Below are 25,361 nucleotides of genomic sequence, written 5' to 3' on the forward strand. Positions count from 1 at the left end.
TGCGGGTTTTTAGGGCAGCGCCCTAAGCCCTCGGAGAGCTTATAGGAATAAATATCTACAATTTTCAAGGTTCTATTGAGCCTATTTTGTTGGCTCTGTTTTTTCATAACTTACTTGACACTACCTTCTTATCCGATACCAGAGAAAAATAGTATCCTTTCTGCCCCATTAATTGATCATGATTTCCTTTTTCACAAATTCTTCCTTTATCCATAACAAAAATTGTATCTACATCCCTTATAGTATCTAAACGATGGGTTATTATCACAACAATTTTGTCTTTATATAAAGACTTTACATTTTTTACTATACTATTTTGTGTAATATTATCTAATGCAGAGGTAACCTCATCTAAAATAATTACGCTTTTGCTTTGTAGCAAAGTTCTGGCCAAAATAATTCTTTGCTTTTGACCGCCAGATAAAATATTTCCATTTTCACCAACAATCGTTTGATCCCCTTTTTTCATTTTTTTAATTATCTCCGTAACCCCTGTCTTTTCACAAATATCCTTATATAATTTTAAGTTATTAGTTTTTCCAAGTGTAATATTCCTTTCAACCGTATCATCAAGAATATATGCATTTTGTGTTGCTATGGAAAAATTTTTTCTTAAAGACAATAAATTATATTCCTTTATGTTAATATCATTAACAAGCACTTCTCCATTTCTTACATCCCACCATCTAAAAAGCAAGTTAATAAGAGTAGACTTCCCACATCCAGTTTTTCCCACAAATGCGTATACATTTCCACAATTTAACTCAAAATCAACCTCCTCTAGTATATTTTTTTCCCCATACGAAAAAGTTACTTTATTAAATCTAATGTTTTTAATTGGTTTCTCAATTCCAATTCCTTTATTGTTTTGCTTAATATACACAGGTTGTTCTAAAAATTCATATATTCTACCAATTGACACTTTTAATTTCTGAACACTTGTATTAGACTTTAAAACACTTATGCATGGATTTAAAAACAAACCTGTATACTGTACAAAAGCAATCAACTCTCCTATTGTCATTTTATTATGTATAATTTTATATCCACCATAAGTATACATAAAAACAGTAATTATTGCTGAAAATAAAACACCCAATTCATTAAATGCAACATAAATTATGTCTAACTTTGCACATTCTTTTAAAAATTTTCTTTCACATTTAACAAGTTTTGAAAAAAAACAATTCTTTGCCTTATTCGTTATCACAAGCATAGCATTAGCCAAAAATTCTTGAATCACATTATATATATTTCCTTGTCCCTGTCGAATTTTTTTTGTTTTTACCGTTAGTATATGAGTGAACTCTAACTGTGACCAAATTATCGCCATTTGCAATATTAAAACTATAATAAGCATATCCCATTGCATATATATTAGAATGCTAACTGACATCGCCGCTGTAAAAACATTGGATAAAGTATCAAATATTATATCTATTCCACATGCTTCAAGTAATTCTGTATCATTTTCCACTAAATTAAATAATTCACCTGTTCTATACTTTGTTAATTCTTTCCCTGACAATTGCGATATTTTATTCAGTAATAATACTTTAAATCTAATCAAGGTACTTTTTTTAATATTTACTACCAAAATTTCTTTTTGTATAATCAGAAAAACATTGACTAAGCTTACACCTATATATCCACCACTAAGTAAAAGCAACTTATGAAATTCTTGATTATTTGTTGCTCCATCTATAATATATTGCAAAATTTTGGGTAATACAATTGAAAAACCTGTTATAAGCAACATAATTACTAGACAACACGTACATTTTACTTTATTTTTTATATATATATCGCCAAAAAAATGTAATATTTTAACTTTTTTCACCTATCTACCTCGCATATCGTTCAAACATTTTTGTAAGCGTTCCTAATGTAATTAAGTCATATCGACTTATTTCCATATAATCAATCTGTATGTTCAATTGTAATGATAAATATGATAAAATCTGATATGCCATATCAAATTTTACACTTCCCCTGCTAGACAACAATTCAAAATCACACAGTAGATCAGATGGCTTATATAAATTTACTTTTGTATGAAGTAACTCATATATTTTACGTAATAAAGCATTATCATTACTAACATACCATTCATTACATACTTGATATCTTTTGACTTTTTCATTTCTCTTTGTTTTATATAAACACAAAATATCCGGAATTTTTCCATAATCTTTTCTTTTTATATTATTGTGATATATTATATCACATAAAATACCAGTAAATTTTGCTGTTGCAATACTATTATTAGGCTGTAATAATTGAAATCTATCATACAAATCTGCACACATCATAGGTATATTATTTACAAGACATTGTATTTCTTTTGACATGTCATACTCAAAAATTTTCCCATATTCTAATTCTTTTCCTTGAACTCCGTAAACATTATTAAAGCAAGCAGGAAATCCCTTTTTATTCTTTATATTAGAATCTGCTGCAACCAGAATTTTATTTTCTTTTTTTAGCTCCTCACACAAATTATATATCTCATTATCTAAAACTTGTGGCATTGCAAAGCTCATATTTATTATGTCCACATCTTTTTTTTGCAATATCTTCAAAACATGTTCAATTATAAGACTGTTCGCCTTCCCTACTTTTCCCATTGCATTTACGACAAACAATTCTACTTCATTACACTCTCTATATATAACTGAAGCACATGCTGTTCCATGACCATTATAATCATCATAATTCTTTGTTATAACCAAACCATCTTCCCACCTAATTCCAAATCCTTCAGTTTTAACATTTGATAAATATTCACATTTTGTATCAAATCCGGTATCTACTATCGCTACTTTTATTTTCCTCATTTTACTCCTTCAAATTAGTACTTATATCATAAAGCATTCTATTTTCAGTACAAGCAATAGCCGATGGTGTACAAAAAGCACCCGCTAAAATTTTATTAACAATTTTGCATCTTGTTTGTTCACAATAATCATGTAAATCACACCCTAAACAGCTAGCATTATCACGCACAGAATACTTTAATAAGGCATCTCTTTTTTTTATATTAATTCCTTTATTTACATTTCCTATAAGAAAGTTTTCATTTCCAACTGATAAAGCGCACGGATATATATTTCCATTTGGATCTATATGAAAACTATCAATACCTCCAGAACATTTTCCTAACTTTTTTAAAGGAAATTTTTCTAACATACTAACATGCAATTTATTATTACTATTTTCAATATATTCATTTACTAGAAATAATTGCTGTTTTAATTTTATAAATTCATTTTCTCCAAAATCTCTATCATAAAAATCTCTAGTTGGAACAACATATTTTACACCCATGTCTCCAAAATATTTAATATTATCATAAAAATCATTTACAGTTAAATGATTAAACGTCATTCGCACCCTTAAATTCGGAATAACCTTTAAAGTTTCTTTCAAACATTTTTCAACTACTGCATGCGTTTCTTTTCCTGTTTTAAAAGGTCTAGAATAGTTTTGTGTACTTTTTGCTCCATCCATACTTATTGTAAAGTCATCAAAATTCTCTACAACAAATTTTAATCGTAGAAAATTTAACAACGTGGCATTTGTTGTACAGCCAAACCGAACATTTATTCCGATTTTGTGGCACTTTTGTTTTACATTTTCTACAATTTCACAAATAGAATCGTATGCAAGAAATGGCTCTCCACCATGAAAGTCTATAGTTAATTTCTCATCATCTATCTCCAACATTTTATCAATTAAAAAGTCTATAGCTTCTTTTATAATAGTCCTATTCATATAAAACTTTTTTTTATTATTTCCTTCATAGCAATACACACAATTCATATTACAATCTGTGGTAATCCAGAATACTCCTAGCATATTTTATCTTCCCCCCATACAATCTTAAAATAATAATTTTTAACCTTTTGACAATAATCTTTCATGGAATTATTTTCCGTATATTCCTTTATTGTAGCTAAACAATTCCAACAAAAAGATTTAACTGCACAATCTTGGCAAAAAGAATTTGTTTGAAGTAAATTTTCTTTTAAAGCATACATTTTACTATTATTTAATTGATCCAGACTTAAAACATCTTTAATATTAGCTATCGAATATTCATCTTCCACAATAAGCGGGCATGACAATATGTTGCCATTTGTTCTAATCATCCTCTTAGAATTTTTTAAAAGACAATTTCCCCAAAATACAAATGGTTGTTTATCATCAAAAAACACTTCTGGAATGTATACCTCATTCTGTTTTAAATTTGAAAGTTTGGCTCGTTCTTCTTTACTACGTCCAACAAACGCCAAAACTCTAATAACTGGATATGTTCCCAACTGTTCATTTAATTTTTTAAAACTCCTCTCTAGTTCTATATTTTTATCACTAACTACCATAGACAATGAAATATTATTACAATCGTTATTTTGCAAAAATCTTACTTTCTGTATAACATGTTCGAAGACACCTTCTCCTCTTATTTCTCTACAACTTTTTTCATCTACTCCATCTATACTGATTTCAATATAATCAACACACTTTTTTAAAACCTCAATATTATCTTCATCAATCAATAGGGCATTTGTTGACAAGGTAATTTTTCCATTATAGTATTCTCTCAAATACAATAACAGTTCCTGGATATCCTGTCTTAACAGTGGTTCTCCACCACTAATTGTAATATTATCAGGGTTCCATTTTATCACTTTATTAAATGCACTATATACTTCATTTGTAGTTAATTCTTCTTGTATTGAATTTGCCATTATACAGCAATGCTTACACCTTAAGTTACACCGGTTTGTTATTTCAAAAGATACTTCTTTTTTTCGTTTATTGTTATAATTTCCAATAATGCCCAATTTAATCATCTTATTATGTATAGAATTTATATATTGTTGATCATTAAAATCTTGGAATTGTTCAATAAAAATGTTTTTATCTATTTTCTTACGTATTGCATCCGAAAAGTAAGAATACACTTCTTTAGTCAGTCTAATCCAATAACCATTATACGCATTTGCTAATACAACCTTATTTTTATATGTTAATACAACAACATTTCTATTAAATTGCATTATTATACCTCCTCATCCCAAACCTTTCTAAATAATATAGGTCGAATCATATTACAAATTTGTTTAAATTCTTCCTCATTTTGGGCTTTATTTTTTAATTCTCCTGGACATGGCCAGCAAAAAGCATTAACTTCACAACTAGAGCATCTCTTATAATTCCATGGATAAAATTTTTTTATTGATTTTACTCCTTTATTATTTTGAAATTCCTTTCTCTGATTATCTAAAATATTACCCATTTTATTTTCTGGTTCTTTAAACCACTGGCACGGAAAAACATTGCCCTTATAATCTACTAAAATTTTTTCAAGCCCAGCACTACAGGTACATGGTGATATATTTTTTGTTTCTTCTACTGCAAGATTTTCATCTGAAAAAACGTTCTCTAAATATTCCTTATTACCCTTTTCAATGAACAATTCTTTATTTGTTTTTCCTCTTCCCACTTCAGCAAACCCACGAATTAACGGTTTAGTTCCTAGTTTTTTATTCAATTCAATAAAGTTTTGTTGAAATTTGTAATTTTTTTCACTTATCACCATGGACAATGTAATATTATTATACCTTTTTTTTCGTAAAAGATTTATTGCAGTTAATACTTTTTTATAAACTCCCTCTCCTCTTATAATATCTGTTGTACTTTCATCTATACCATCTAAACTAATATTAATCTCGTCAACATTTGAAATTAGGGAATCCACATTTAGTTCATTAATCAATGTTCCATTGGTCATCAGTGATATTTTTCCTTTATAATTGTCTCTTAAATATGAGAGTAATTCTAGAAAATCGCTTCGTATCAATGGTTCACCTCCTGTTAAAATAATATTAATTGGCTGTTCATTCACTAAAAAATCAAATATCTTAATTATCTCATCATATTTTAATTCAAAGTCTGTACACATTTCTGAATTATTACAACAATGCACACAATGTAAGTTACATCTATTGGTCATTTCAAACAATACTGTTTTTTTACTAAATATTTTCTCATCTTTTATAAATAAAATTCCTAGTTTCAAAAGACATTCCAATATTTTTTTTAAGTATATCTGATCATTATCATCAACAAATTTGTTCATTAATTGTTCATAATCCAAATTTTCATTAACAATCCATACAATTATTTCATATACCTTCTTGGAAATACGCATCCATTTACCATTTTCTGAATTTATTAAAATCACTTTATTTTTATACTTTATTATCCTAATATTAAATCCAAAATTATACATCTGCTGCTCCCCTTAAAAAAATGGACTAGAAAATTTCTAGCCCATTCTCTTTCATCCACATTTTACCAATATCTACTCTTCCAATATGAATTATGCTCAGAAGTCTTTTTACAATCATCCCAACATGGATCAATATAAGCATTTGGAGCTTCTTGTACTGAACAGTTATTTCCTGTATATTGGCAAACTGCATCAAGTTTTTCCTTATCACTAATTTTCAATACTTTGACCTCTACCATCACTATCCCTCCCCTCTTAATTAATATTAACCATAAACAAAACTATATTTATTTAATATATATGTAGCTTTGCAAAGCATGGCTCACCCTTTTATTATAAAAATTCATATAGTAATAACCAGTTTAAGCACTGCAATTAGATAACTTTAAAAAACTATTTGCTATTTATTACAAAAAAACTTTCACTATATTTATCTTTTTACTTTTATAACATAATTCTTTTTCAATTGCTATTCCTAGAATAGGATGTACTTTATATCTTCAAAAGATACACTATATTTTTATACATTTTCTGTTCTATCTAAATAAGAAATCCTTCTGTTTTCCAATATTTTAGAAATATACTTTTAATCATACACAAACAATTTGTTCAACTAATTTTTCTTTTATAATATTGTTTTTATTTTAACAAAAAAAAACACATTTTGTTACATTATTGCGTATATGGGTATTTAAAATGATTTGTTGGCAAATTTAATAAGATTTAAATTAACCTTTTGGGTTAGGGTAATACTCTGTTCATAAAATAAAATTTTTCATGTTTTCACACCATTCTTGATAAAAGCAGAAGGAAATCTGTCAAAAATTCATATTTTTCACACAGACCAAAGAAATGAATTTAAAAATTAGACAATTAAAGTTCTGTTAGAAACCTTTCATATGGAGCGATCCTTGAGCCATAAAGAATGCCCCTATGACATGCAGTAGCAGAGGCTACTTTTAAGGTAATTAAGTCACCAACCACCACTTCAAGTGGTGGTTTGATATTAGCCCTCCTAAGGGCTATGTTACTGCTCGCCCCGAAGGGCGGTGTCGCAAGCATTAATACTGGTCCGCTTACAATGCGGTACCTTTTGAATCTTCTTTTCTAGACTCTTCTGCTTGCTCCTTTATATACTTTTGTACAGCTTCATCCGTAATATTTCCAATTGTCTCCACATAATATCCTCTTGCCCAAAATGCTTTGTCCCATTTACTTTGCAATTCCGGATGTCTGTCATATATCATTAGTGTACTCTTTCCTTTAAGATATCCCATAAATTTTGATACACTCAGTTTTGGTGGAATTGCCACACTTAGATGTACATGATCTATACAGACTGCTCCTGCTATTATCTCAACATCTTTATACTTGCATCGTGTAGAAAGTATTTCTCTGACATCATTTCTTAATTGCCCGTATAAAACCTTCTTTCTGTATTTTGGAATAAAGACTATATGATACTGGCATTTCCATTTTGTATGTGATAAACTTTTATTGTCCATTTGGACCGCCTCCTATTTTTGAGATTGGCTTGCGACACCATTCTCATTTTAACATAGGAGGCTTTTTTATGGCATCCTCTACGTTTCCACTTACTCTATTCTCCCCAGCATAGCTGGGGGATTAGACTTTTCATTCAAATTATAAAAATGGTTTCTATGTCAGAACTATGCCTAAGAAATGTAATTCCAATCTTGGTATCAAGTATATCGGGCGCTATCTTGATAAACCTGTCATTGCCACTTCACGCATCAATTTCTGCAATGAGGATTTCGTGATTTTCCACTACAACGGACATAAAGATAATAAGCTGATTACTGAAACGATTACTGCCCTTGATTTCATCTCCTGTTTAATTCAACATATTTCTGAAAAACATTTTAAAATGATACTATACTATAGAATTTATTCCAGATACAAAAAATCGTACCAGTATCTCCGCAAATCTATCTCTAAAAAAAGCCTTTCTTTTATTTCTTTCAATTGCTGGTAAGACTCTATTCTTCATTCTTTTGGATATAACCAATTAAAATGCCAAAACTCTGGTGTTTCCATGCTCTTTTTAGTCTTTACTTTAACCACAAACCGATTCCGTGGCATAAATTATATAAAAAGGCTATGTGTAAATACAATTTCCGTTCTCCCTTCTCTACTTTTGTTCTTCCACATCCTTTCTCATGATACAGTCAATGTATCTGATACAAAATGAAAACGGTTACTATCAAATATATTACAAAACAAGAACTTGCAAAAAAACTACGGATATAATATATACAAAATTCATCAGAAGGAATAATCTCTAGTGAATTTTGTGACATGAGTGATGAGGTCCTTTTGGATATGAATTTGATAATATTGATGGTGCCGATTTCTGTGAAGAATGGTTATATATCTTCTAAAATCAAAAATGTCTGTTTTCTATGCTCGCTTTTCATCGGGCTATTTTCATATCCAAAGTCTCAACTAAGCACTTTCCTATAAGGTGAAAAAAGCTATCTATTTTCAAACAGATTCCTTTAGATAACTCTTAAACTTCTAAGATTAGTCTTAGCCTATAGTTTTTTTAATTTAACCTAGACTATTTATTTTTATGCCTGACTATCAAAAACTTCTGTTTGATATAAAAAACATTTTAAATATTCACTTTCCCTGCCAACTAAATTTTTACCATTTATTTTGTCATCGTCTTCTTTCATTACAGAATTGGGAAGCTCTTTATATTTTGATGTCTTTTGAAATTCTTTTACTACTTCTTGATATGCATTCATCAATGCTTCTTTTGTTTCACCCTCCTCTGCAATATGCTCCATTGCAATTATTAGTTCTTCCATTACTGCTTCTTTTGATTTGCAATGTTTTATTTGCTCCTCAAAGGCATTTCTTTTTAATTGTATTTTGACTGCCTCCTCATATAACTCAGGGGAATATTTCCTTAAATATTCCAACTCTTTTGCAGTCAGCTTTTTACCTGCCCTTAATTTTGAGCGAATTCTTGCTATTACTTTTTCTCTCTTTTCCTTATTTTCATTATTTACCTTTTGAAATTCTTCATTGATTTTTTTCAGCATTGAAAATATAGGATTTTGGGTTGGTTTTTCCTGTACATTTTGATTTTCTGAAAATTCCAGAGAATTATGAATTCTACAATCTTTTAAATTAACCTTCATAATATTACCCCTTTTTCTTTCTTAATTTCTAATGAATCGATGATATATATTCCACTTTATATATCGAAATCTTTTGAATTTTCAATTAAATCTTTTTACTCTTCACTCATTAACTCCAATAAATTATAGTACTTTTTTACTAACGCTTGTGACATAGCAGAGATTAAAAAATCAGACAACTCCTTTCTTCATCAAAAATAATTTGAAAATCTTTTTTGAACAACACATGTTTACACTCTTACAAATTTTAACTTTTTATTAATTTTTTGTCAATCTTACAATTACAGAAATCTTTTCGTACCAAAAATAAATACATAAACTCTTCTAATGTTTTCATTGATGTTATTTAGAAAAATAGATTTAGATACAGATCGAAAACCCATAAAAAAATTAATTAGTATTCTTAACACTAATCAGCTATTTTTAGCTATTATTGTCTATATCCTAATCGGGATAACAATATACTTAATTACTAAAAAATGAGATAGAAAGAATCCATTTTTTCCTTGAATATTTTTTCAAAAATGATATAATGGGAAAGTAATAGACAATTTATTTATGATGGTATAGTAGCGTTTTCTTAAGGCATATCCTATACCCAAGAAAGGCATGAAGCAATATGAAAAAATTAGAAGAATATGTAAGAAGCATTCCTGACTTTCCTGAAGAGGGAATCATCTTTCGTGACATAACAAGTATTTTACAGGACAAAGATGGTCTTCATTTAGCAATTGACCAAATGCAGTCAGAACTGGATGGTATTGATTTTGATGTCGTAATCGGACCGGAATCCAGAGGTTTTATCTTTGGTGTTCCAATTGCTTACAACCTCAACAAACCATTTGTTCCAGTTCGTAAAAAAGGAAAATTACCTTGTGAAACTGTAGAAATAGAATATGACCTGGAATACGGTTCTGCTATTATCGAAATGCATAAAGATTCCATTAAACCAGGACAAAAAGTTGTAATTATTGATGACTTAATTGCTACCGGCGGTACAATTGAGGCAATTACTAAATTAGTCGAACAACTTGGCGGCGAAATTGTTAAGATTGTATTTTTAATGGAATTAGAGGGTCTTAGCGGTCGGGATAAACTAAAGAACTACGACATTGCATCTGTAATTAAATATCCAGGTAAATAATATACTTTTCAACCCGAATAAAAACACGAAGGACTATCGCAATCTTGTTTCTCATGATTGTAATAGTCCTTCTTTTATTATCGAAATGTTTCTATAATAATTTGAATACTTTCATATCCATTATATTCATTGACAGAGGGATAAAAAATAAAATCCATACCAACTCCACTTGAAGTTCCGTTTATAAGCTGTTCCATTGTTCCAGTACCATGTTTTTCTTCCACACATTCAACGAATCTATCATAGTCACGAAACAACATTCCGATATAAATTCCCGCTCCTGTTGTTGTTTTGATTGTCAATCTCAACATATTTTTTAATTTTCCTATCACAGATGCCTTCGTGACAATCACATCACGGATTGCAAAAAGAGGTCGTTGATTTGCTTTTCCATAAGGTTCTAAAAGTTCCATTTCCCGAATCAAGGGAATACTAATCGTTTCCAATGGCAAAACCATATCAAAGCTAATCTTAGGAATTAAATCTTCTTCGGTTAAAGCAGTCTGTTGATTTAGCGCTTCCCGAAATGGTTCAATATTTTCTTCTTCCAGAGAAAGTCCTGCTGCCATTGGATGCCCGCCAAACTTTGTAAGATAATTTTTGCATTTTGAAAGTTCTTGAAACATATGATATTCTTCAATCGAACGTCCCGAACCTTTCACGCCATCTTTTGCTTTTGTCAGAACAATAGACGGTTTATTATATCGCTCCCTAAGTCTTCCCGCAATGATACCGGCTAAGCTTTCATGACATTCCGGTAAATATATAACTAACACTTTATCTTCCATTAAATCACTGTTTTCAACCTGTTCAATTGCCTTTTCCAAATTTTCGGCAGTCATTTCTTTTCGCTCATCGTTTAATTTTTTCAGTTCCTTCGCGAGATCAGAAGCTTTTTCCTCTTCCTTAGAAAGCAACATACTCAGACCTAATTTTGCCGACTCCAATCTCCCCGAGGCGTTAATACAAGGCCCAATAATAAAACCTAAATGATAAGCTGTAATCTCTTTTCCTGTCAAACCGGTTTCTTCGATTAACGCTTTTAAGCCAAGATTTTTTGTTTTGGAAATCCTCCCTAATCCTTCTTTTACAATAGCACGATTTTCCCCCACTAAATCCATTACATCGCATACCGTTGCAATTGCTGCAAACGGGATAAACTCTTCCATTTCTTTTGCATCAATTCCATACTTTTGATAGAGAACAGAAACTAATTTAAATGCAACCGAAGCACCACAGATTCCTTCAAATGGATAGTTACAATCCTCCTGTTTTGGATTTACAACAGCATCTGCCTCTGGTACCCCCTCATCGATTGGAACATCGTGATGATCGGTCACTAAAATTGTAAGTCCCTGTTCTTTGCCATGTTGAATCTGTTGTTTTGCAGAAATTCCATTGTCACAAGTCAGAATTGTATCAACTCCACTCTCTATTGCTTCTTCGATTAGCTGAACATTAATTCCATAACCATCTTTCATTCGATCTGGTATTTCATAATCAACCTTTGCTCCACACCGCTCCAGACCACAGTATAAAATATAGGTGGACATTACACCATCCACATCATAATCTCCGATAATCCGGATTGATTTCTTTTCTTCTATCTTTTTTTTCAATATATCACAACATTTTTCCATATCTTTCATAAGAAGTGGAGATGGAATGTTCTCAATTGACGGATTCAAATATTGCATCATTTCTTCGTTACTCTTTACTCCACGGTTTACAGCCAGTCTTGCCAGCACTTCACTGACTCCAAATGTTTTTGCAATCAAGCCAAAATCTGCTTTTTTGTTCTTAATAAACCATTTTTCCATTCTAACTTTCCTTTCAAAAAGATATTTCAGCCCGCATGTATAAAAAAACAAAAAGCTGTGGCATAATAAATATAAAAGAATCCATCGTGCCACAGCCTTATTTTATTTAAAATACTTATTCATTTTTTCTATTTTGCAGTTTTCTTTCCAGATATCTTTGTAAATAAATACCATAATGTACCAGAAATGCAAATAGAAGAATATGCACCAGCTACAACTCCGGCAATTAATGGAATTGCAAATTCACGAACGGAATCTACACCAAGAATTGCAAGCATAACAACCATAATTAATGTTGTTATTGTTGTATTGATACTTCTTGAGAATGTCTGACTAATACTAGCATTTACAACATCAGCCAAAGAATCCTTACTACGCATAGATTTCTTATTTTCACGAATTCTATCGTATACAACAATTGTAGCATTAATCGAATAACCGACAATTGTAAGCATACAAGCAATAAATGTGTTACCTACAGAAATTCTGGATACTGCATATACTGTTAATACAATTAAAACGTCGTGTAATAATGCACATACTGCACCTGCACCAAATCTGACATCTTTAAAGCGAATCCAAATATAAATCAACATACAGATTGTAGTAATAATAACAGAAACTACTGCATCTGACTTCATATCATCGCTGACAGTCGCACTGATACTTTCTGTCTGAATTTTCTTTGCATCTACGCCAAAGTCTTTTGTTAATATAGATTCAACCTCTTCTCTTTGCTTTAATGTTAGCTCGTCTGTCTTAACAACTAAAGCATTTTCATCCTGAATCTGAGCAATCTCTACATTAGAGCCTGCAATCTTCATAAAATCTTTTTCAACTTTTGCTTTTAATTCATCTGTAATTTTTTCTTCAAAGGTTACCTGAGTAGAAGTTCCTCCTTTAAAGTCAAGACCATAGTTAAGTGCCTGTCCTTTCGAACCATTTACAACTAACGCACCTAAACCAATTACAATGATTAAGATTGCAAGACCATATGTCTTTTTCATATTTCCAACGTAATCCCATACTTTTCTTTCTTTTTGAATTCCAAAGTATTTTACGTCATCCATACCAAAGCTATAGAATGCATATAGTAAAAATTTAGTTACAACAAGCGCTGTGAACATAGATAAAATAATACCAATCGCTAATGTCTGGGCAAATCCTTTAATTGTACCGGAACCCTTAAACCAAAGAACTGCTGCTGCAATTAAAGTTGTTACATTACCATCAACGATAGCGGACAACGCCTTATCAAATCCCTGTTTAATAGCGGAACGAACGGTTTTACCAGCAGTCAATTCTTCTTTAATACGTGTAAAGATAATAACATTGGCATCTACCGCCATACCAATCGATAAAATAATACCTGCAACGCCCGGCAATGTTAATGTAACATCTAGACCATTTAAAATAACAAGCTCAGCTACAATATATAAAATTAATGCAATACTTGCTGCAACACCTGGCATACGATAAAGTACACACATAAAGATAATGATTAATGCAAATCCAATGATTCCAGCAAGTAAGCTTGTGTTAATTGCTTCTAAACCTAATTTCGCACCAACTACATTGGAACGAACTTCTTTTAATTCAACCGGCAATGCACCGATACGAATCGTAGAAGCCAATTCTTCGGCTTCCTGATGATCCTTTTGTCCACTGATGATTGCAACACCATCTGTAATTGCTGTCTGTACTACTGGAGAGGATACTGTCTTTCCATCATAGACAATCGCAATCTGTTTTCCAATATTGGCTTGTGTTGCCTCAGCAAACTTTTTGCTTCCTTTGCTGTTTAAAGTAAGCTTAACAACATTTTCATTTGTTCCTGTTGTCTTGTCCTGCTGTGTAACAGCTTTTGCATCTTCAATATTAGATCCATCAATGACAACATTACCAGCTTCATCTACAAACTGAATAGAACCTGCTTTACCAAGTGCTTCTAAAATCGAATTGGCGTCTGTAACACCCGGTATATCAATATTAACACGACGGTCACCTTCTTGATATACTGCAGCTTCTGTACTATATACTTCCGCACGTTTCTGCATTTTGTAAACCGTATCTGACATTTCCTGTGCCGTTGGTGTATCCCCAACTGCTTCATAAGTAATGCTTACCCCACCTGCAAGGTCAAGTCCAAGTTTTATGTTCTTTGCACTTCCTCTATGGTCTTTTCCAATACCAATGAAAGTAATTCCAGAACATACTGCGATTGCTGCAATAATAATAATAAATTGCAACAAAGCCTTCTTTTTGTCCTTCATTGTTTCATTCTCCTTCTTTCTCGTATTCTCTCATTTTGTGATTTTCCTAAGCATTTGTTGTCTACTCTTCTTCTGCTAATGCTGCTTTCATCATAATTGCACACTCAATTCGCTTTCTTTGCAACTCACAGCCCAAATCGTAGGCATCGTTGATGCTATTGTGGAAATTATAGGAATTCGCTGCACATCCACCACTACAGTAGAATTTAGCGAAACATTCCTGACATTTATCTTTCGAGTATACATTACATTCTTTGAATGTATCTCTTATGTCTGTTCTTGTAATACCCTCATCAACATTTCCCATAAGAAATTCTTCCATTCCAACAAATTGATGGCATGGATATAAATCTCCCCATGGAGTTACCGCAAGGTATTCTGTTCCTGAACCACAACCTGACAAACGTTTTGCCACACATGGTCCACCACTTAAGTCTATCATAAAATGGAAGAAGTTAAAACCTTTTCCTTCTTTTTCTCTCTGAATCATTTCTTTTGCCAGAATATCATATTCTTCACAAATCTTTGCAATATCCTCTTCCTGCAAAGCATATGGTTCTTCCGGCTGTGCAACAACCGGTTCTACCGATATCTGCTTAAATCCCAAATCTGCCAGATGAAGAACATCTTTCGAAAAATCTAAGTTATTATGAGTAAATGTTCCTCTCACATAATAATTTGTCTGATTGCGGCTTTCTGCCAATTTTTCAAATTTTGGAAGAATTACATCATAGCTTCCTTTTCCATTTCTGGCAGGACGCATATAGTCATGTACCTCTTTTCTTCCATCAATACTAAGTACTACATTTGCCATCTCTTTATTAGCAAATTCCATAATATCATCATTTAGTAAAAGTCCGTTCGTTGTCAAAGTAAAACGGAAGTTTTTGTTGTGAATCTTTTCCTGTTCTCTTCCGTATGCAACCAACTGTTTTACTACATCAAAATTCATAAGCGGCTCACCGCCAAAGAAATCTACCTCTAGATTATGTCTGTTTCCTGAATTAGCAATCAGAAAATCAAGTGCCTTTTTACCAACTTCATAAGACATCAAGGCACGACGTCCTTTGTATTCACCTTCTTCGGCAAAACAATAGCGGCATTTTAGATTACAGTCATGAGCAATATGAAGACAAAGTGCTTTTACTACTGTTTCTCTTTTCTTCATATCTCCAATATATTCTTTATAGATATCTTCTGTAAATAAACAGCCGTCTGCTTTTAACTGTTCTATCTCATGGAATGCCTCTTCGATTGTTTCCTCTGTCACGTCACAATTTTCTTTATATTTGGACATCATACTTTCTTTTATGCTGTCCTTTGTTTCTGTCTCATATAATGCGATTATATCATAGACTAAATCATCAACAACATGCACACATCCGCTGTTCACATCAAGTACTATGTTATATCCATTATTTTTATACTGGTGTATCAATGTTTACTCCTTTCCAACGTCTTGTCCATTTTATCAAGACAATATCGCTGCATAGTCTGTTAGCAACTATACAGCGATATTACTGTTCTCTTATTAATTCTCAAGCTGACCGTATTTGTATTATTTATTCTCGCAGCTTTGATTTCCAACTGTACAAGATGTCTTACAAGCGGATTGACAAGATGTCTGACATTCTCCACATCCACCTTTTTTCATGCTTTCTTTTAAATTTCTTGTATTTAATGTTTTGATATGTTTCATTTTAATTCCTCCTTAAACGTTATCACTTCACATATGCTGTTATTATAGCATACTCTTCTTTATATTTAAAGTATTTTTTTTGCCCAGTGTCAACTAAGCATTCCTCCCATCATTCCTCCCAAGCTGCACATAGCAAATACAGTAATTACCTGCATACCGGGTCCTATCACTGATTTGTTCATAAGCATTGATATTACAAATATTACAACAAAATATGTAATTCCCAATAAAATTCCCCATAGGAATTTCTGTACCTTCATTTTTTTTCCCATGATAAAACCACCGACAAATGAAGAAAATATATAAGCAAAAATAATTCCCGCTTTTATAACTTCCCCTGACGGATTTCCTTTATATAATAGTAATGCCAGCAGTAATAAAAGAATTCCTGTCAATATGTAAGATACTAATAAACTCTTTAGTAATGTTCCTATTTTATTCATAGTTCCTTCCTTCCCTGCCCTTTTTCTCTGAAGAAATTCCTTCGGGCATCCTTTCTCTTTCCTATTTTTCTCCAGACCGTATTACAATATATGGGACACTTTAAAAAACTATGTCTTTCTTTCCTAAGAAAATAATCGTCTTTTTTCGTTTTTTTAAATGGGGTATAATAAAATTAATATCAAAATTAAAAAAAAGAAAGGAGATTTCTATGAAACGAATTGACCTTCATGTACACTCAACCATTTCTGATGGTACACTAACGCCAACTGAATTAGTTCATTTAGCAGACAAGCAGGGACTTGCTTCCTTTGCCTTAACTGACCATGATACAATTGATGGAATAACAGAAGCTAAAAATGAAGCACAAAATCTTGCCAAAGAACATACTTCTCTGGAAGTGATATCAGGTGTAGAAATTTCTGCCGGATATAAAAAGAGAGATATCCATCTTCTTGGTCTGCTCATCGATGAAAATAACACTTCGCTAATTCATTCGCTTAACCTTGCAAAGAAAAACCGCGAAGAACGAAATGAAAAAATGGCACAAAGTCTTGCCAAAACAGGTATGGATATCTCAATAGAAGCTATTTTAGAAGATGACCCCGAAGCGGTCATTACAAGAGCTCATTTTGCAAAATTTATGTTGAAAAAAGGATATGTAAAATCAATCAAAGAAGCATTCACCAAATATCTGTCTGAATCCTCACCTTACTATGTACCTCGAGAATATATTTCTCCCGAAGATGCAATTGCTCTCATCAAAGCAGCAGGTGGAGTGCCAATTCTCGCCCATCCACTGCTTTATCATCTCCCTGAAAAAGAATTGTTTTCGCTTATTATTCGTCTTAAAGAAGCAGGACTTATGGGATTAGAGGCAATTTACTCTTGTAATATCAATAATGAAGAAAGTTACGTCAGAGGACTTGCCCACAAATATGATCTCCTAATTAGTGGTGGTTCCGATTTTCACGGAAGTGTAAAACCAGATATTTCATTGGGTGCCGGTCGTGGTAATCTAAACGTTCCATACTGGGTATTAGAGAAACTGAAAGAATGTAAGTTGTAGCTATCTTGAAATTGTTCACTATTTTTATTTAATATAATATAATCCCCCAGCTAAAGCTTTAATTAAGTATTGGCTGGGGGATTTCTTTTCTAGAGAAATTGAATGCTGAAATCCACGAAGTCTACAAAGACTTCGACTAAAAATCTGCACTGATGGAATGACTGATGAGGAATTTCAATCCACGAAGCCTACAAAGACTTCGACCCAGTTCCTTTTTGAATTTCAAAAGCTGTCCTATATTTCAATCCACGAAGCCTACAAAGACTTCGACAAGAAGTTGGAAGAATTATCTTATAAGACACCAATTTCAATCCACGAAGCCTACAAAGACTTCGACAAGGATATACAGCGAGAAAAGAAAATCATTCAGATTTCAATCCACGAAGTCTACAAAGACTTCGACATTGATTCCGAAACTTGGCTCAAGATACAAGCTATTTCAATCCACGAAGTCTACAAAGACTTCGACGGAGAATCTATGAGAACGGAAATATAACAGTAGGATTTCAATCCACGAAGTCTACAAAGACTTCGACCATAACAATTTCTGTCTGCAAGGAAATAGGAATCATTTCAATCCACGAAGTCTACAAAGACTTCGACTTATGTTTCAGTTCTGGTTGATTGTGAAGAACAAATTTCAATCCACGAAGTCTACAAAGACTTCGACATAGTTTTTGAAGATTGATATTTATAACACAGATATTTCAATCCACGAAGTCTACAAAGACTTCGACATAGTTTTTGAAGATTGATATTTATAACACAGATATTTCAATCCACGAAGTCTACAAAGACTTCGACGGCAGAAGAGTATAATATGCCTTCAAGAAGAAATTTCAATCCACGAAGTCTACAAAGACTTCGACGAAAACCGTAGGAACTACGGGGTTAGCTTAGATATTTCAATCCACGAAGTCTACAAAGACTTCGACTATGTAGCATACGAACATGTTTGTAGTATTTATATTTCAATCCACGAAGTCTACAAAGACTTCGACCTGCAGCTACATAGTGCGGATTTGACAATATGTTATATTTCAATCCACGAAGTCTACAAAGACTTCGACTAAGAGTTCCACTATCTTCCTTAACTGCTATTATTTCAATCCACGAAGTCTACAAAGACTTCGACTTGCGGCAACATTCGAATCTGCTGGAACATTTTAATTTCAATCCACGAAGTCTACAAAGACTTCGACGTAGACGGAAAGCAAATTTGCAGTAGAATGAAGATATTTCAATCCACGAAGTCTACAAAGACTTCGACGATACTTTTTAGGAGATTGGGCAACCTTAAGGAATTTCAATCCACGAAGTCTACAAAGACTTCGACCATATTGCTTTTTTAATTCTGCATATTGCTCATATTTCAATCCACGAAGTCTACAAAGACTTCGACATTGATTCCGAAACTTGGCTCAAGATACAAGCTATTTCAATCCACGAAGTCTACAAAGACTTCGACGTACAGCAACTACATCATATGAAGAAGTTGTAGCATTTCAATCCACGAAGTCTACAAAGACTTCGACAGCAAAATTCAACAATTTTCATCTCATTTTATTCACTCTTCCTATTACTATTATACAAATTCCATTCAAAAAATCAATATCAATTTCTTTTATTTTTCAAGAATTGTATATTTTGCACTATAGAATTTTGGTGCGAATCTCCCAGGGTTTTTATGTTCACTTCACATTCGCACCGGCTAAAAAAAGAAGCAAGCCCCAAAGAATTAATCTAAGGGACTTGCTCAAGCGTATAATAGGGTGGGAGTAGAAAGTGTAAAACACTTTCGTTGTTCCTTAGTGGAACTTTTTTATTATACAATATTTCTTTTCAATTTGCAACTATTTTTTTTATCTGTGAAAACACACTTTTTTCTTACTCTTCTGTACCTTCTGCCTTTTCCACTTCTAAGATTGAATCTTTTTTCATTGGAATTCTGCAGTTTTTGTTGCTTCCAAATTCCACAATTACAACATCATCATTTACATCAATGACAACGCCATAAAATCCACTGGAAGTTAATACGCTGTCACCCGGACGTATTGTTGTTAAAAGTGCCTGATGCGCTTTTTCTTGTTTCTTCTGTGGACGAACCAAGAAGAAATAAAATAAAGCCATAATTCCTCCTACATAAAGGATCATGATTCCAATGCTCATTGCTCCAGAGCCGGATGTTGTTAATACTGGTAACAAATTCATCTTTTTTCCTCCTAAATTTTCTATTTTTCTTCACCTTGTTGAAAGCCCTCTAATTTCGCCTTCTTATATTCTTTGAAACGTCCCTGTTCGATTGCCTCTCTAATTTCCTCCATCATTGTATTATAGAAGTATAGATTATGCATTACTAAAAGACGTAAACCAAGCATTTCCTTTGCCTTTAGTAAATGTCTGATATACGCACGGCTGTAAGTTTTACAAGCCGGACATTGACATCCTTCTTCAATTGGTCTGTCATCTAATTCATATTTTGCATTCATCAAGTTCATTTTACCATGGTTCGTATAAGCATGTCCATGTCGTCCGTTTCTAGCAGGATAAACACAATCAAAAAAATCTACACCGCGCTCAACAGACTCTAAAATATTCGCCGGTGTTCCAACTCCCATAAGATAAGTTGGCTTTTCTAATGGAAGGTATGGTGTTGTTTCTTCAATAATATAATACATTTCTTCATGGCTTTCTCCGACTGCAAGACCACCTAACGCATATCCATCCAAATTCATATCGGAAATCCGTTTGGCATGTTCAATTCGAATATCTTTAAATGTTCCACCTTGATTAATTCCAAACAGCATCTGATTTTTATTAATTGTATCATCCAATGAATTTAAACGATTCATTTCAATCTGACAACGTTTCAACCATCTTGTTGTCCGGTCTACTGAATTTTGCATATACTCTCTTGTAGCAGGATGAGGGGGACATTCATCAAATGCCATCGCAATTGTAGACGCCAGATTCGATTGAATCTGCATACTTTCCTCTGGTCCCATGAAAATCTTTCGTCCATCTATATGCGAATTAAAATAAACGCCTTCTTCCTTAATCTTGCGAAGACCAGCCAGAGAAAAAACCTGAAATCCACCTGAATCAGTAAGAATTGGTTTGTCCCATACCATAAACTTATGAAGACCTCCCAACTGCTTTACTACTTTGTCTCCTGGTCTGACATGTAAGTGGTAGGTATTTGATAATTCTACCTGTGTCTTTAACTGTTGTAAATCCATTGTAGATACCGCACCTTTAATCGCAGCTGCTGTTCCTACATTCATAAATACAGGCGTTTGAATTGTTCCATGTACTGTATGAAATTCTCCACGCTTTGCATTGCCATCCCGGCATAATAACTTATACATATAACAAACCTCTCTATTTTTCTTCAATATGACAAGTATAACGTCAATCACAACTATTTTCAACCATTTTATAGAATTTTCCTGTTTAAACTCTATGCCTAAAAAAGACTTTCTTACTCCAAAGTCGAAATAAGAAAGTCTAATTCCCTCAATATACGTTATGCAACGGAATATTTTTTTAATGTCCTCTCAAATGATGAATCATAGCCCATACAGTTTACTTGTAATGCTCTGGTCAAATCCATACTAAGTACTCCAAGTAAAGATTTCGCATCAATAATAAAGCGATTATAAAATATGTCAATATCAAAATTACATTTTGATGCCTGTGCCACAAAATCTTTTACCTCATCTGGACCATTTAACTTAATCGTCGCTTTCATGTTATCACATCCTTTTACTCATAAAACATATATCTTACAATCCCACGAATTATAGCCCAATCAGTTTTGGCTTTTTATTATACCACTTACTGGCAATTCGTCAAGAGCTTTTTCATTTTATTTTTTAACAAAAAAAAACAATATCTTTTGTTGAATCTACCTATATTTTATTCTTCTTGTCTTGTATTATTTCCTTAAATTACACAAAATATTCCTGATAGATTCATTTTATATCAAACCAAATATTTGATAATCGGCTACCATTCCTGTTATTTTTTCATAGAATTACTAATAGATGTGCTTAACCTTGCTTATATATACTGCTTTTATAAGGAAAATGGCTCTATACTTCTCTCCAAAATTCCCTTTAAATGCGCAATGAGAATCCCATAATTTGTAATCGGTGTATCTTGATCACTTGCACATCGATATCGATATGTCATCTCTCTGTCATTCAACATACATCCACCACAATGAATAATCATCTTATACTGCTCTAACTCTTCTGGAAATTCTGTTCCACTTGTAAATTCAAATTCAATATTTTTATTCGTATAGTTTCTTATCCATGAAGGCAATTTCACAGTTCCGATATCTTCACATTGACGATGATGCGTACAGCCTTCACTAATTAATATTTTATCAGAATCCCTGATTGTTTCAATTGCCCTTGCTCCCTCTATGGCCTGTTTAAGATTTCCTTTATACCTTGCAAATAAAATCGAAAATGAAGTCAGCCATATATCTTTTGGTGTATAGGAATCTGCTACATCAAAAACCTGACTATCCGTAATTACAAGCTTCGGTTTTTGCTTCAGATTTTCTAACGTTTCTGCAATCTGATTTTCTTTTACAACAATCGATACACAATCCGCGTCTAAAATATCCCGAATTGTCTGTTGTTGAGGCAAGATTAAACGTCCTTTCGGTGCTGCTTTATCAATCGGTACAACAAGTAAAACCAAATCGGACGGTTCAAGCAAATCCGCCACAATTGTTTTTTCCGTTTCCTCCTGTAAAGCAAGTTTTGCGAGTTTTTCCTTTAATTCAAATATATTTTTTCCGGTCTTTGCACTAACCCATATTGTGTCCGCCTCTTTTTTTTCTATCTCTTTTATATCCGCTTTATTCATAACAATCAAATAAGGAATTGCTTTTTCTTTTATTTTCTTTAAAAGCTTTTCATCTTCCTTTGACATTCCAATATTAGCATCTATAATAAGGACTGCCACATCACTTTTATTCAGCATCTGATAACTTCGTTTGACTCTTAATTCTCCCAACTCTCCTTCGTCATCAATCCCAGGTGTATCTATTATCGCAACCGGACCAAGTGGTAATAACTCCATCGCCTTTATTACAGGATCCGTTGTTGTTCCCTTTATTTCTGATACAATCGAAAGATTTTGCCCAGTAATTGCATTCATTATACTTGACTTACCGGCATTTCTCCTTCCAAAAAGACCGATATGAATACGGTTTGCAAGAGGTACACTATTCAAACTCATTTTCTCTACTCCTCTATTCTTCTTTTAATCATCAAAAAACACAATCTGATTTCTACCATTTTGTTTTGCTCTGTAAAGTGCTTCATCTGCCTCTTTTATTGCTTGAAATAAATCATCCGAATTGAATATTTTTTTGTTCGAAGCACCTAAACTTAAAGTCACGCAATCGGATACATCAGATTTCTCATGAATAATATGTTTTTCCTCCAGATGTTGTGAGATGTCTTCGTAAATATCCTTAATTGTCGAATTATCTCCTATTTTCAATAAAATTAGAAATTCTTCTCCCCCATATCGAATCACAATACCATTATGCTTGATTACACTTTTCAAAGTATCCGCTACTTCGCGAATTGCCCGATCACCTGCAATATGCCCATAAGTATCATTATACTTTTTAAAATAATCAATATCTACCATGATAATTCCCATATTTAAAAGCTCTTTTTGCCTTTTCAACGTTTTTTGAATAAATTCAGATAAATATTTGCGATTATATACTTCCGTCAATTGGTCTACAAATCCATTTTCTTTTAACTTTCTCATTCGGACAAGCTGTATTAGTATAAATAACAATATAAGTATAAACATACCAATTAGTAGCTCAATCAATATATTCGAGATTCTCTCTTTCTTCTTTAACTGTTCCAGTTTATAAGCTTTTTCAGCAAAGGAAACATACTCTTTTGTTATTTTCTGATTTTTTTCCTTTTCTATTTTAGTCAGCTTATTGTTTAACTGAAAATACTTTTCTACCTGATTTGTTTTTTGATAAAGATCAATTAACATACTATAAATAGTGCTCTCAAAACCCCATTTTTCTTTTTCGTTTTTAGTAGCCAATTCATTCAGTTTTTTTATTGCCTCTTGATTCTTTCCCTCACAGATTAACAATTTACAAGAAGTAATTGCAACATAAATATCATTATTCAAAAATAGATAATTATCACTTTTCGCCAACAATTTGTTGCACTTTTCTAAATAGATTTTCGCCTGTTTTAAATCATTTTCTTCAATTTTTACTAATGCCATACTATCATATAATGAAATCTTTATCTCCTGTTTCATATCTTCCGGCAAAGAAGGTAAAACTTGGAATACTTCTTTTGCACACTGTTGTGCTGTCTGGTAATCTTCTTGATGGATATAGGCACTAATTCGATTCATATAAGAACCATATTTAAGCCAAAAATTCTCCCTGCTATCACTGATTTCAAAATTGATTATCTTATCATACTCTTCAATTGCTTTTTCATAATCTTCTAAACTGAAATAAATATTAGCAATACATTCCTGAGCACTGATCTGCATTGCTGTTTTTTCATTTTTATCCTGTATCTTTCCTGCTTCTGTTATAATTTCATAAAAATCATAAATGCTTTCTGCATAGTCTTCATTCACTACCTTTAAAGATGCTGAAATTCTTTTTAATTTCAATTCTGTAATCAGCGATAACTTTTTTGTCTGTGAATTATATTCTTTTAACAAATCAATTACTTTCTGTCTGGATTCTCTGTCAGTCAAAACGGTAGAAACCGTCTGAGAAATAAGTTTTACATCATTTGCTAAAATTGGGAATTTTTGAATATAATCAAGAATTTGTTCAATGTAGTAAAAATCACCTTGTCCATTTTTACTTACTTCACATTGATTAAGATAAAAATTTAGATAAACCGGTAAAGCAACGTCTGTATATTTCGCTGAAGCTGCTTTTTTCAAATATTTTTCAGCACTTTTTATATCCTTTTGAATATAAAAATCAATTCCCTTAAAAAAATAGTATTCTGCCGACCCCTTTAAAACCGAAGTGTTTCCTTTCTCATCTTTCCATTTCCCACTTGTCCTAAAATCTATCATTTTATTATAAATATAAGACGATTTCATTACTTTATTTGGAGAGTATGTATAAATCCCCAAATAACACAAAATTACTATTGCACCCAAAAAAAACAGACGTTTTTTGCTCATATGTAATCATACCTCTTTCTTTATTAAGTTTTCAGTTCAAACTCAATTCTAATCTGCCAGGTTGAAAGTTATTCATTTTATTTTGCAAAATTTATTATATATTAGATTTCATAATGACGTCAATATATTACCTTTCAACCTGACAATAGGTACCTTTCCTTATTCCCATTAAATTAAGGATTCTTTCAAGCAAAAAATATTATTTATATCTTGTTAATGA

At 32.2% G+C, this 25,361-nt stretch carries 21 protein-coding genes and 1 CRISPR repeat array; of the genes, 3 read left to right on the forward strand and 18 right to left on the reverse strand.

Annotation, left to right across the window (positions count from 1 at the left end; all coding sequences use genetic code 11):
• Window positions 1-103: 103 nt before the first annotated feature.
• From FYJ58_RS12965 to tnpA, 7 genes are all read right to left on the reverse strand, one after another.
• Window positions 104-1,840, reverse strand: a complete 1,737-nt coding sequence (locus FYJ58_RS12965; protein ID WP_154520139.1) for an ABC transporter ATP-binding protein — start codon at window positions 1,838-1,840, stop codon at window positions 104-106.
• 4 nt (window positions 1,841-1,844) lie between these two features.
• Complete coding sequence (locus FYJ58_RS12970; protein ID WP_154520140.1) at window positions 1,845-2,837, reverse strand: S8 family serine peptidase; 993 nt, start codon at window positions 2,835-2,837, stop codon at window positions 1,845-1,847.
• A 1-nt stretch (window position 2,838) separates the two neighbouring features.
• A complete protein-coding gene (locus tag FYJ58_RS12975; RefSeq protein WP_154520141.1) occupies window positions 2,839-3,858 on the reverse strand; it encodes a radical SAM/SPASM domain-containing protein in 1,020 nt (339 codons plus the stop codon).
• The gene (locus FYJ58_RS12980) at window positions 3,852-5,063 is read right to left on the reverse strand and encodes a radical SAM/SPASM domain-containing protein (protein ID WP_154520142.1); all 1,212 of its coding nucleotides are present in this window, start codon (window positions 5,061-5,063) and stop codon (window positions 3,852-3,854) included. The genes FYJ58_RS12975 and FYJ58_RS12980 overlap by 7 nt, the downstream gene beginning before the upstream one ends.
• A 2-nt stretch (window positions 5,064-5,065) precedes the next feature.
• Entirely contained in the window at window positions 5,066-6,298 is a 1,233-nt protein-coding gene (locus FYJ58_RS12985; protein ID WP_154520143.1) for a radical SAM/SPASM domain-containing protein, read from the reverse strand.
• 62 nt (window positions 6,299-6,360) lie between these two features.
• Window positions 6,361-6,537, reverse strand: coding sequence for a hypothetical protein (locus FYJ58_RS12990; RefSeq protein WP_154520144.1), 177 nt, complete (start codon window positions 6,535-6,537; stop codon window positions 6,361-6,363).
• 837 nt (window positions 6,538-7,374) lie between these two features.
• Window positions 7,375-7,803 (reverse strand): IS200/IS605 family transposase, encoded by a 429-nt coding sequence (gene tnpA / locus FYJ58_RS12995; protein WP_154520145.1) that lies wholly within the window; start codon window positions 7,801-7,803, stop codon window positions 7,375-7,377.
• A gap of 167 nt (window positions 7,804-7,970) precedes the next feature.
• Between tnpA and FYJ58_RS15400 the strand changes: the two genes are divergently transcribed.
• Window positions 7,971-8,294, forward strand: a complete 324-nt coding sequence (locus FYJ58_RS15400) for a transposase (protein ID WP_154520146.1) — start codon at window positions 7,971-7,973, stop codon at window positions 8,292-8,294.
• A 595-nt stretch (window positions 8,295-8,889) separates the two neighbouring features.
• On the opposite strand, the gene FYJ58_RS13005 is transcribed toward FYJ58_RS15400, so the two are convergent.
• Window positions 8,890-9,468 (reverse strand): hypothetical protein, encoded by a 579-nt coding sequence (locus FYJ58_RS13005; protein ID WP_154520147.1) that lies wholly within the window; start codon window positions 9,466-9,468, stop codon window positions 8,890-8,892.
• Window positions 9,469-10,087: 619 nt separating this feature from the next.
• On the opposite strand from FYJ58_RS13005, the gene FYJ58_RS13010 reads away from it, so the two are divergent.
• Window positions 10,088-10,612: an adenine phosphoribosyltransferase gene (locus FYJ58_RS13010; protein ID WP_154520148.1), complete on the forward strand. Its 525-nt coding sequence runs from the start codon at window positions 10,088-10,090 to the stop codon at window positions 10,610-10,612.
• A 77-nt stretch (window positions 10,613-10,689) separates the two neighbouring features.
• Here the strand turns inward: FYJ58_RS13010 and recJ are convergent, their stop codons facing one another.
• From recJ to FYJ58_RS13035, 5 genes are all read right to left on the reverse strand, one after another.
• Window positions 10,690-12,432: a single-stranded-DNA-specific exonuclease RecJ gene (gene recJ, locus FYJ58_RS13015; protein WP_154520149.1), complete on the reverse strand. Its 1,743-nt coding sequence runs from the start codon at window positions 12,430-12,432 to the stop codon at window positions 10,690-10,692.
• A 128-nt stretch (window positions 12,433-12,560) separates the two neighbouring features.
• Complete coding sequence (gene secD, locus FYJ58_RS13020) at window positions 12,561-14,705, reverse strand: protein translocase subunit SecD (protein WP_154520150.1); 2,145 nt, start codon at window positions 14,703-14,705, stop codon at window positions 12,561-12,563.
• 61 nt (window positions 14,706-14,766) lie between these two features.
• The gene (gene scfB, locus FYJ58_RS13025) at window positions 14,767-16,143 is read right to left on the reverse strand and encodes a thioether cross-link-forming SCIFF peptide maturase (RefSeq protein ID WP_154520151.1); all 1,377 of its coding nucleotides are present in this window, start codon (window positions 16,141-16,143) and stop codon (window positions 14,767-14,769) included.
• Window positions 16,144-16,263: 120 nt separating this feature from the next.
• Entirely contained in the window at window positions 16,264-16,404 is a 141-nt protein-coding gene (gene scfA, locus FYJ58_RS13030; protein ID WP_154520152.1) for a six-cysteine ranthipeptide SCIFF, read from the reverse strand.
• A gap of 89 nt (window positions 16,405-16,493) precedes the next feature.
• Window positions 16,494-16,847, reverse strand: a complete 354-nt coding sequence (locus FYJ58_RS13035; protein ID WP_154520153.1) for a TIGR04086 family membrane protein — start codon at window positions 16,845-16,847, stop codon at window positions 16,494-16,496.
• A gap of 209 nt (window positions 16,848-17,056) precedes the next feature.
• Between FYJ58_RS13035 and FYJ58_RS13040 the strand changes: the two genes are divergently transcribed.
• Complete coding sequence (locus tag FYJ58_RS13040) at window positions 17,057-17,914, forward strand: PHP domain-containing protein (RefSeq protein WP_154520154.1); 858 nt, start codon at window positions 17,057-17,059, stop codon at window positions 17,912-17,914.
• 104 nt (window positions 17,915-18,018) lie between these two features.
• Window positions 18,019-19,449: direct repeats of the CRISPR family, unit length 33 nt; unit sequence ATTTCAATCCACGAAGTCTACAAAGACTTCGAC.
• A 352-nt stretch (window positions 19,450-19,801) separates the two neighbouring features.
• Here FYJ58_RS13040 and yajC read toward each other — a convergent pair.
• From yajC to FYJ58_RS13065, 5 genes are all read right to left on the reverse strand, one after another.
• On the reverse strand, window positions 19,802-20,125 hold the full coding sequence (yajC, locus tag FYJ58_RS13045; RefSeq protein WP_154520155.1) for a preprotein translocase subunit YajC: 324 nt from the start codon (window positions 20,123-20,125) through the stop codon (window positions 19,802-19,804).
• A gap of 20 nt (window positions 20,126-20,145) precedes the next feature.
• The gene (tgt, locus tag FYJ58_RS13050) at window positions 20,146-21,282 is read right to left on the reverse strand and encodes a tRNA guanosine(34) transglycosylase Tgt (RefSeq protein WP_154520156.1); all 1,137 of its coding nucleotides are present in this window, start codon (window positions 21,280-21,282) and stop codon (window positions 20,146-20,148) included.
• A gap of 158 nt (window positions 21,283-21,440) precedes the next feature.
• Window positions 21,441-21,665, reverse strand: a complete 225-nt coding sequence (locus tag FYJ58_RS13055; RefSeq protein ID WP_154520157.1) for an HPr family phosphocarrier protein — start codon at window positions 21,663-21,665, stop codon at window positions 21,441-21,443.
• Window positions 21,666-21,991: 326 nt separating this feature from the next.
• Entirely contained in the window at window positions 21,992-23,173 is a 1,182-nt protein-coding gene (gene hydF / locus FYJ58_RS13060; RefSeq protein ID WP_154520158.1) for a [FeFe] hydrogenase H-cluster maturation GTPase HydF, read from the reverse strand.
• Between the two features lie 24 nt (window positions 23,174-23,197).
• Window positions 23,198-25,141, reverse strand: coding sequence for a GGDEF domain-containing protein (locus FYJ58_RS13065; RefSeq protein WP_154520159.1), 1,944 nt, complete (start codon window positions 25,139-25,141; stop codon window positions 23,198-23,200).
• Window positions 25,142-25,361 lie beyond the last annotated feature (220 nt).

It is taken from the genome of Velocimicrobium porci, assembly GCF_009696045.1.
GTDB classification, from domain to species: Bacteria; Bacillota; Clostridia; order Lachnospirales; family Lachnospiraceae; genus Velocimicrobium; species Velocimicrobium porci.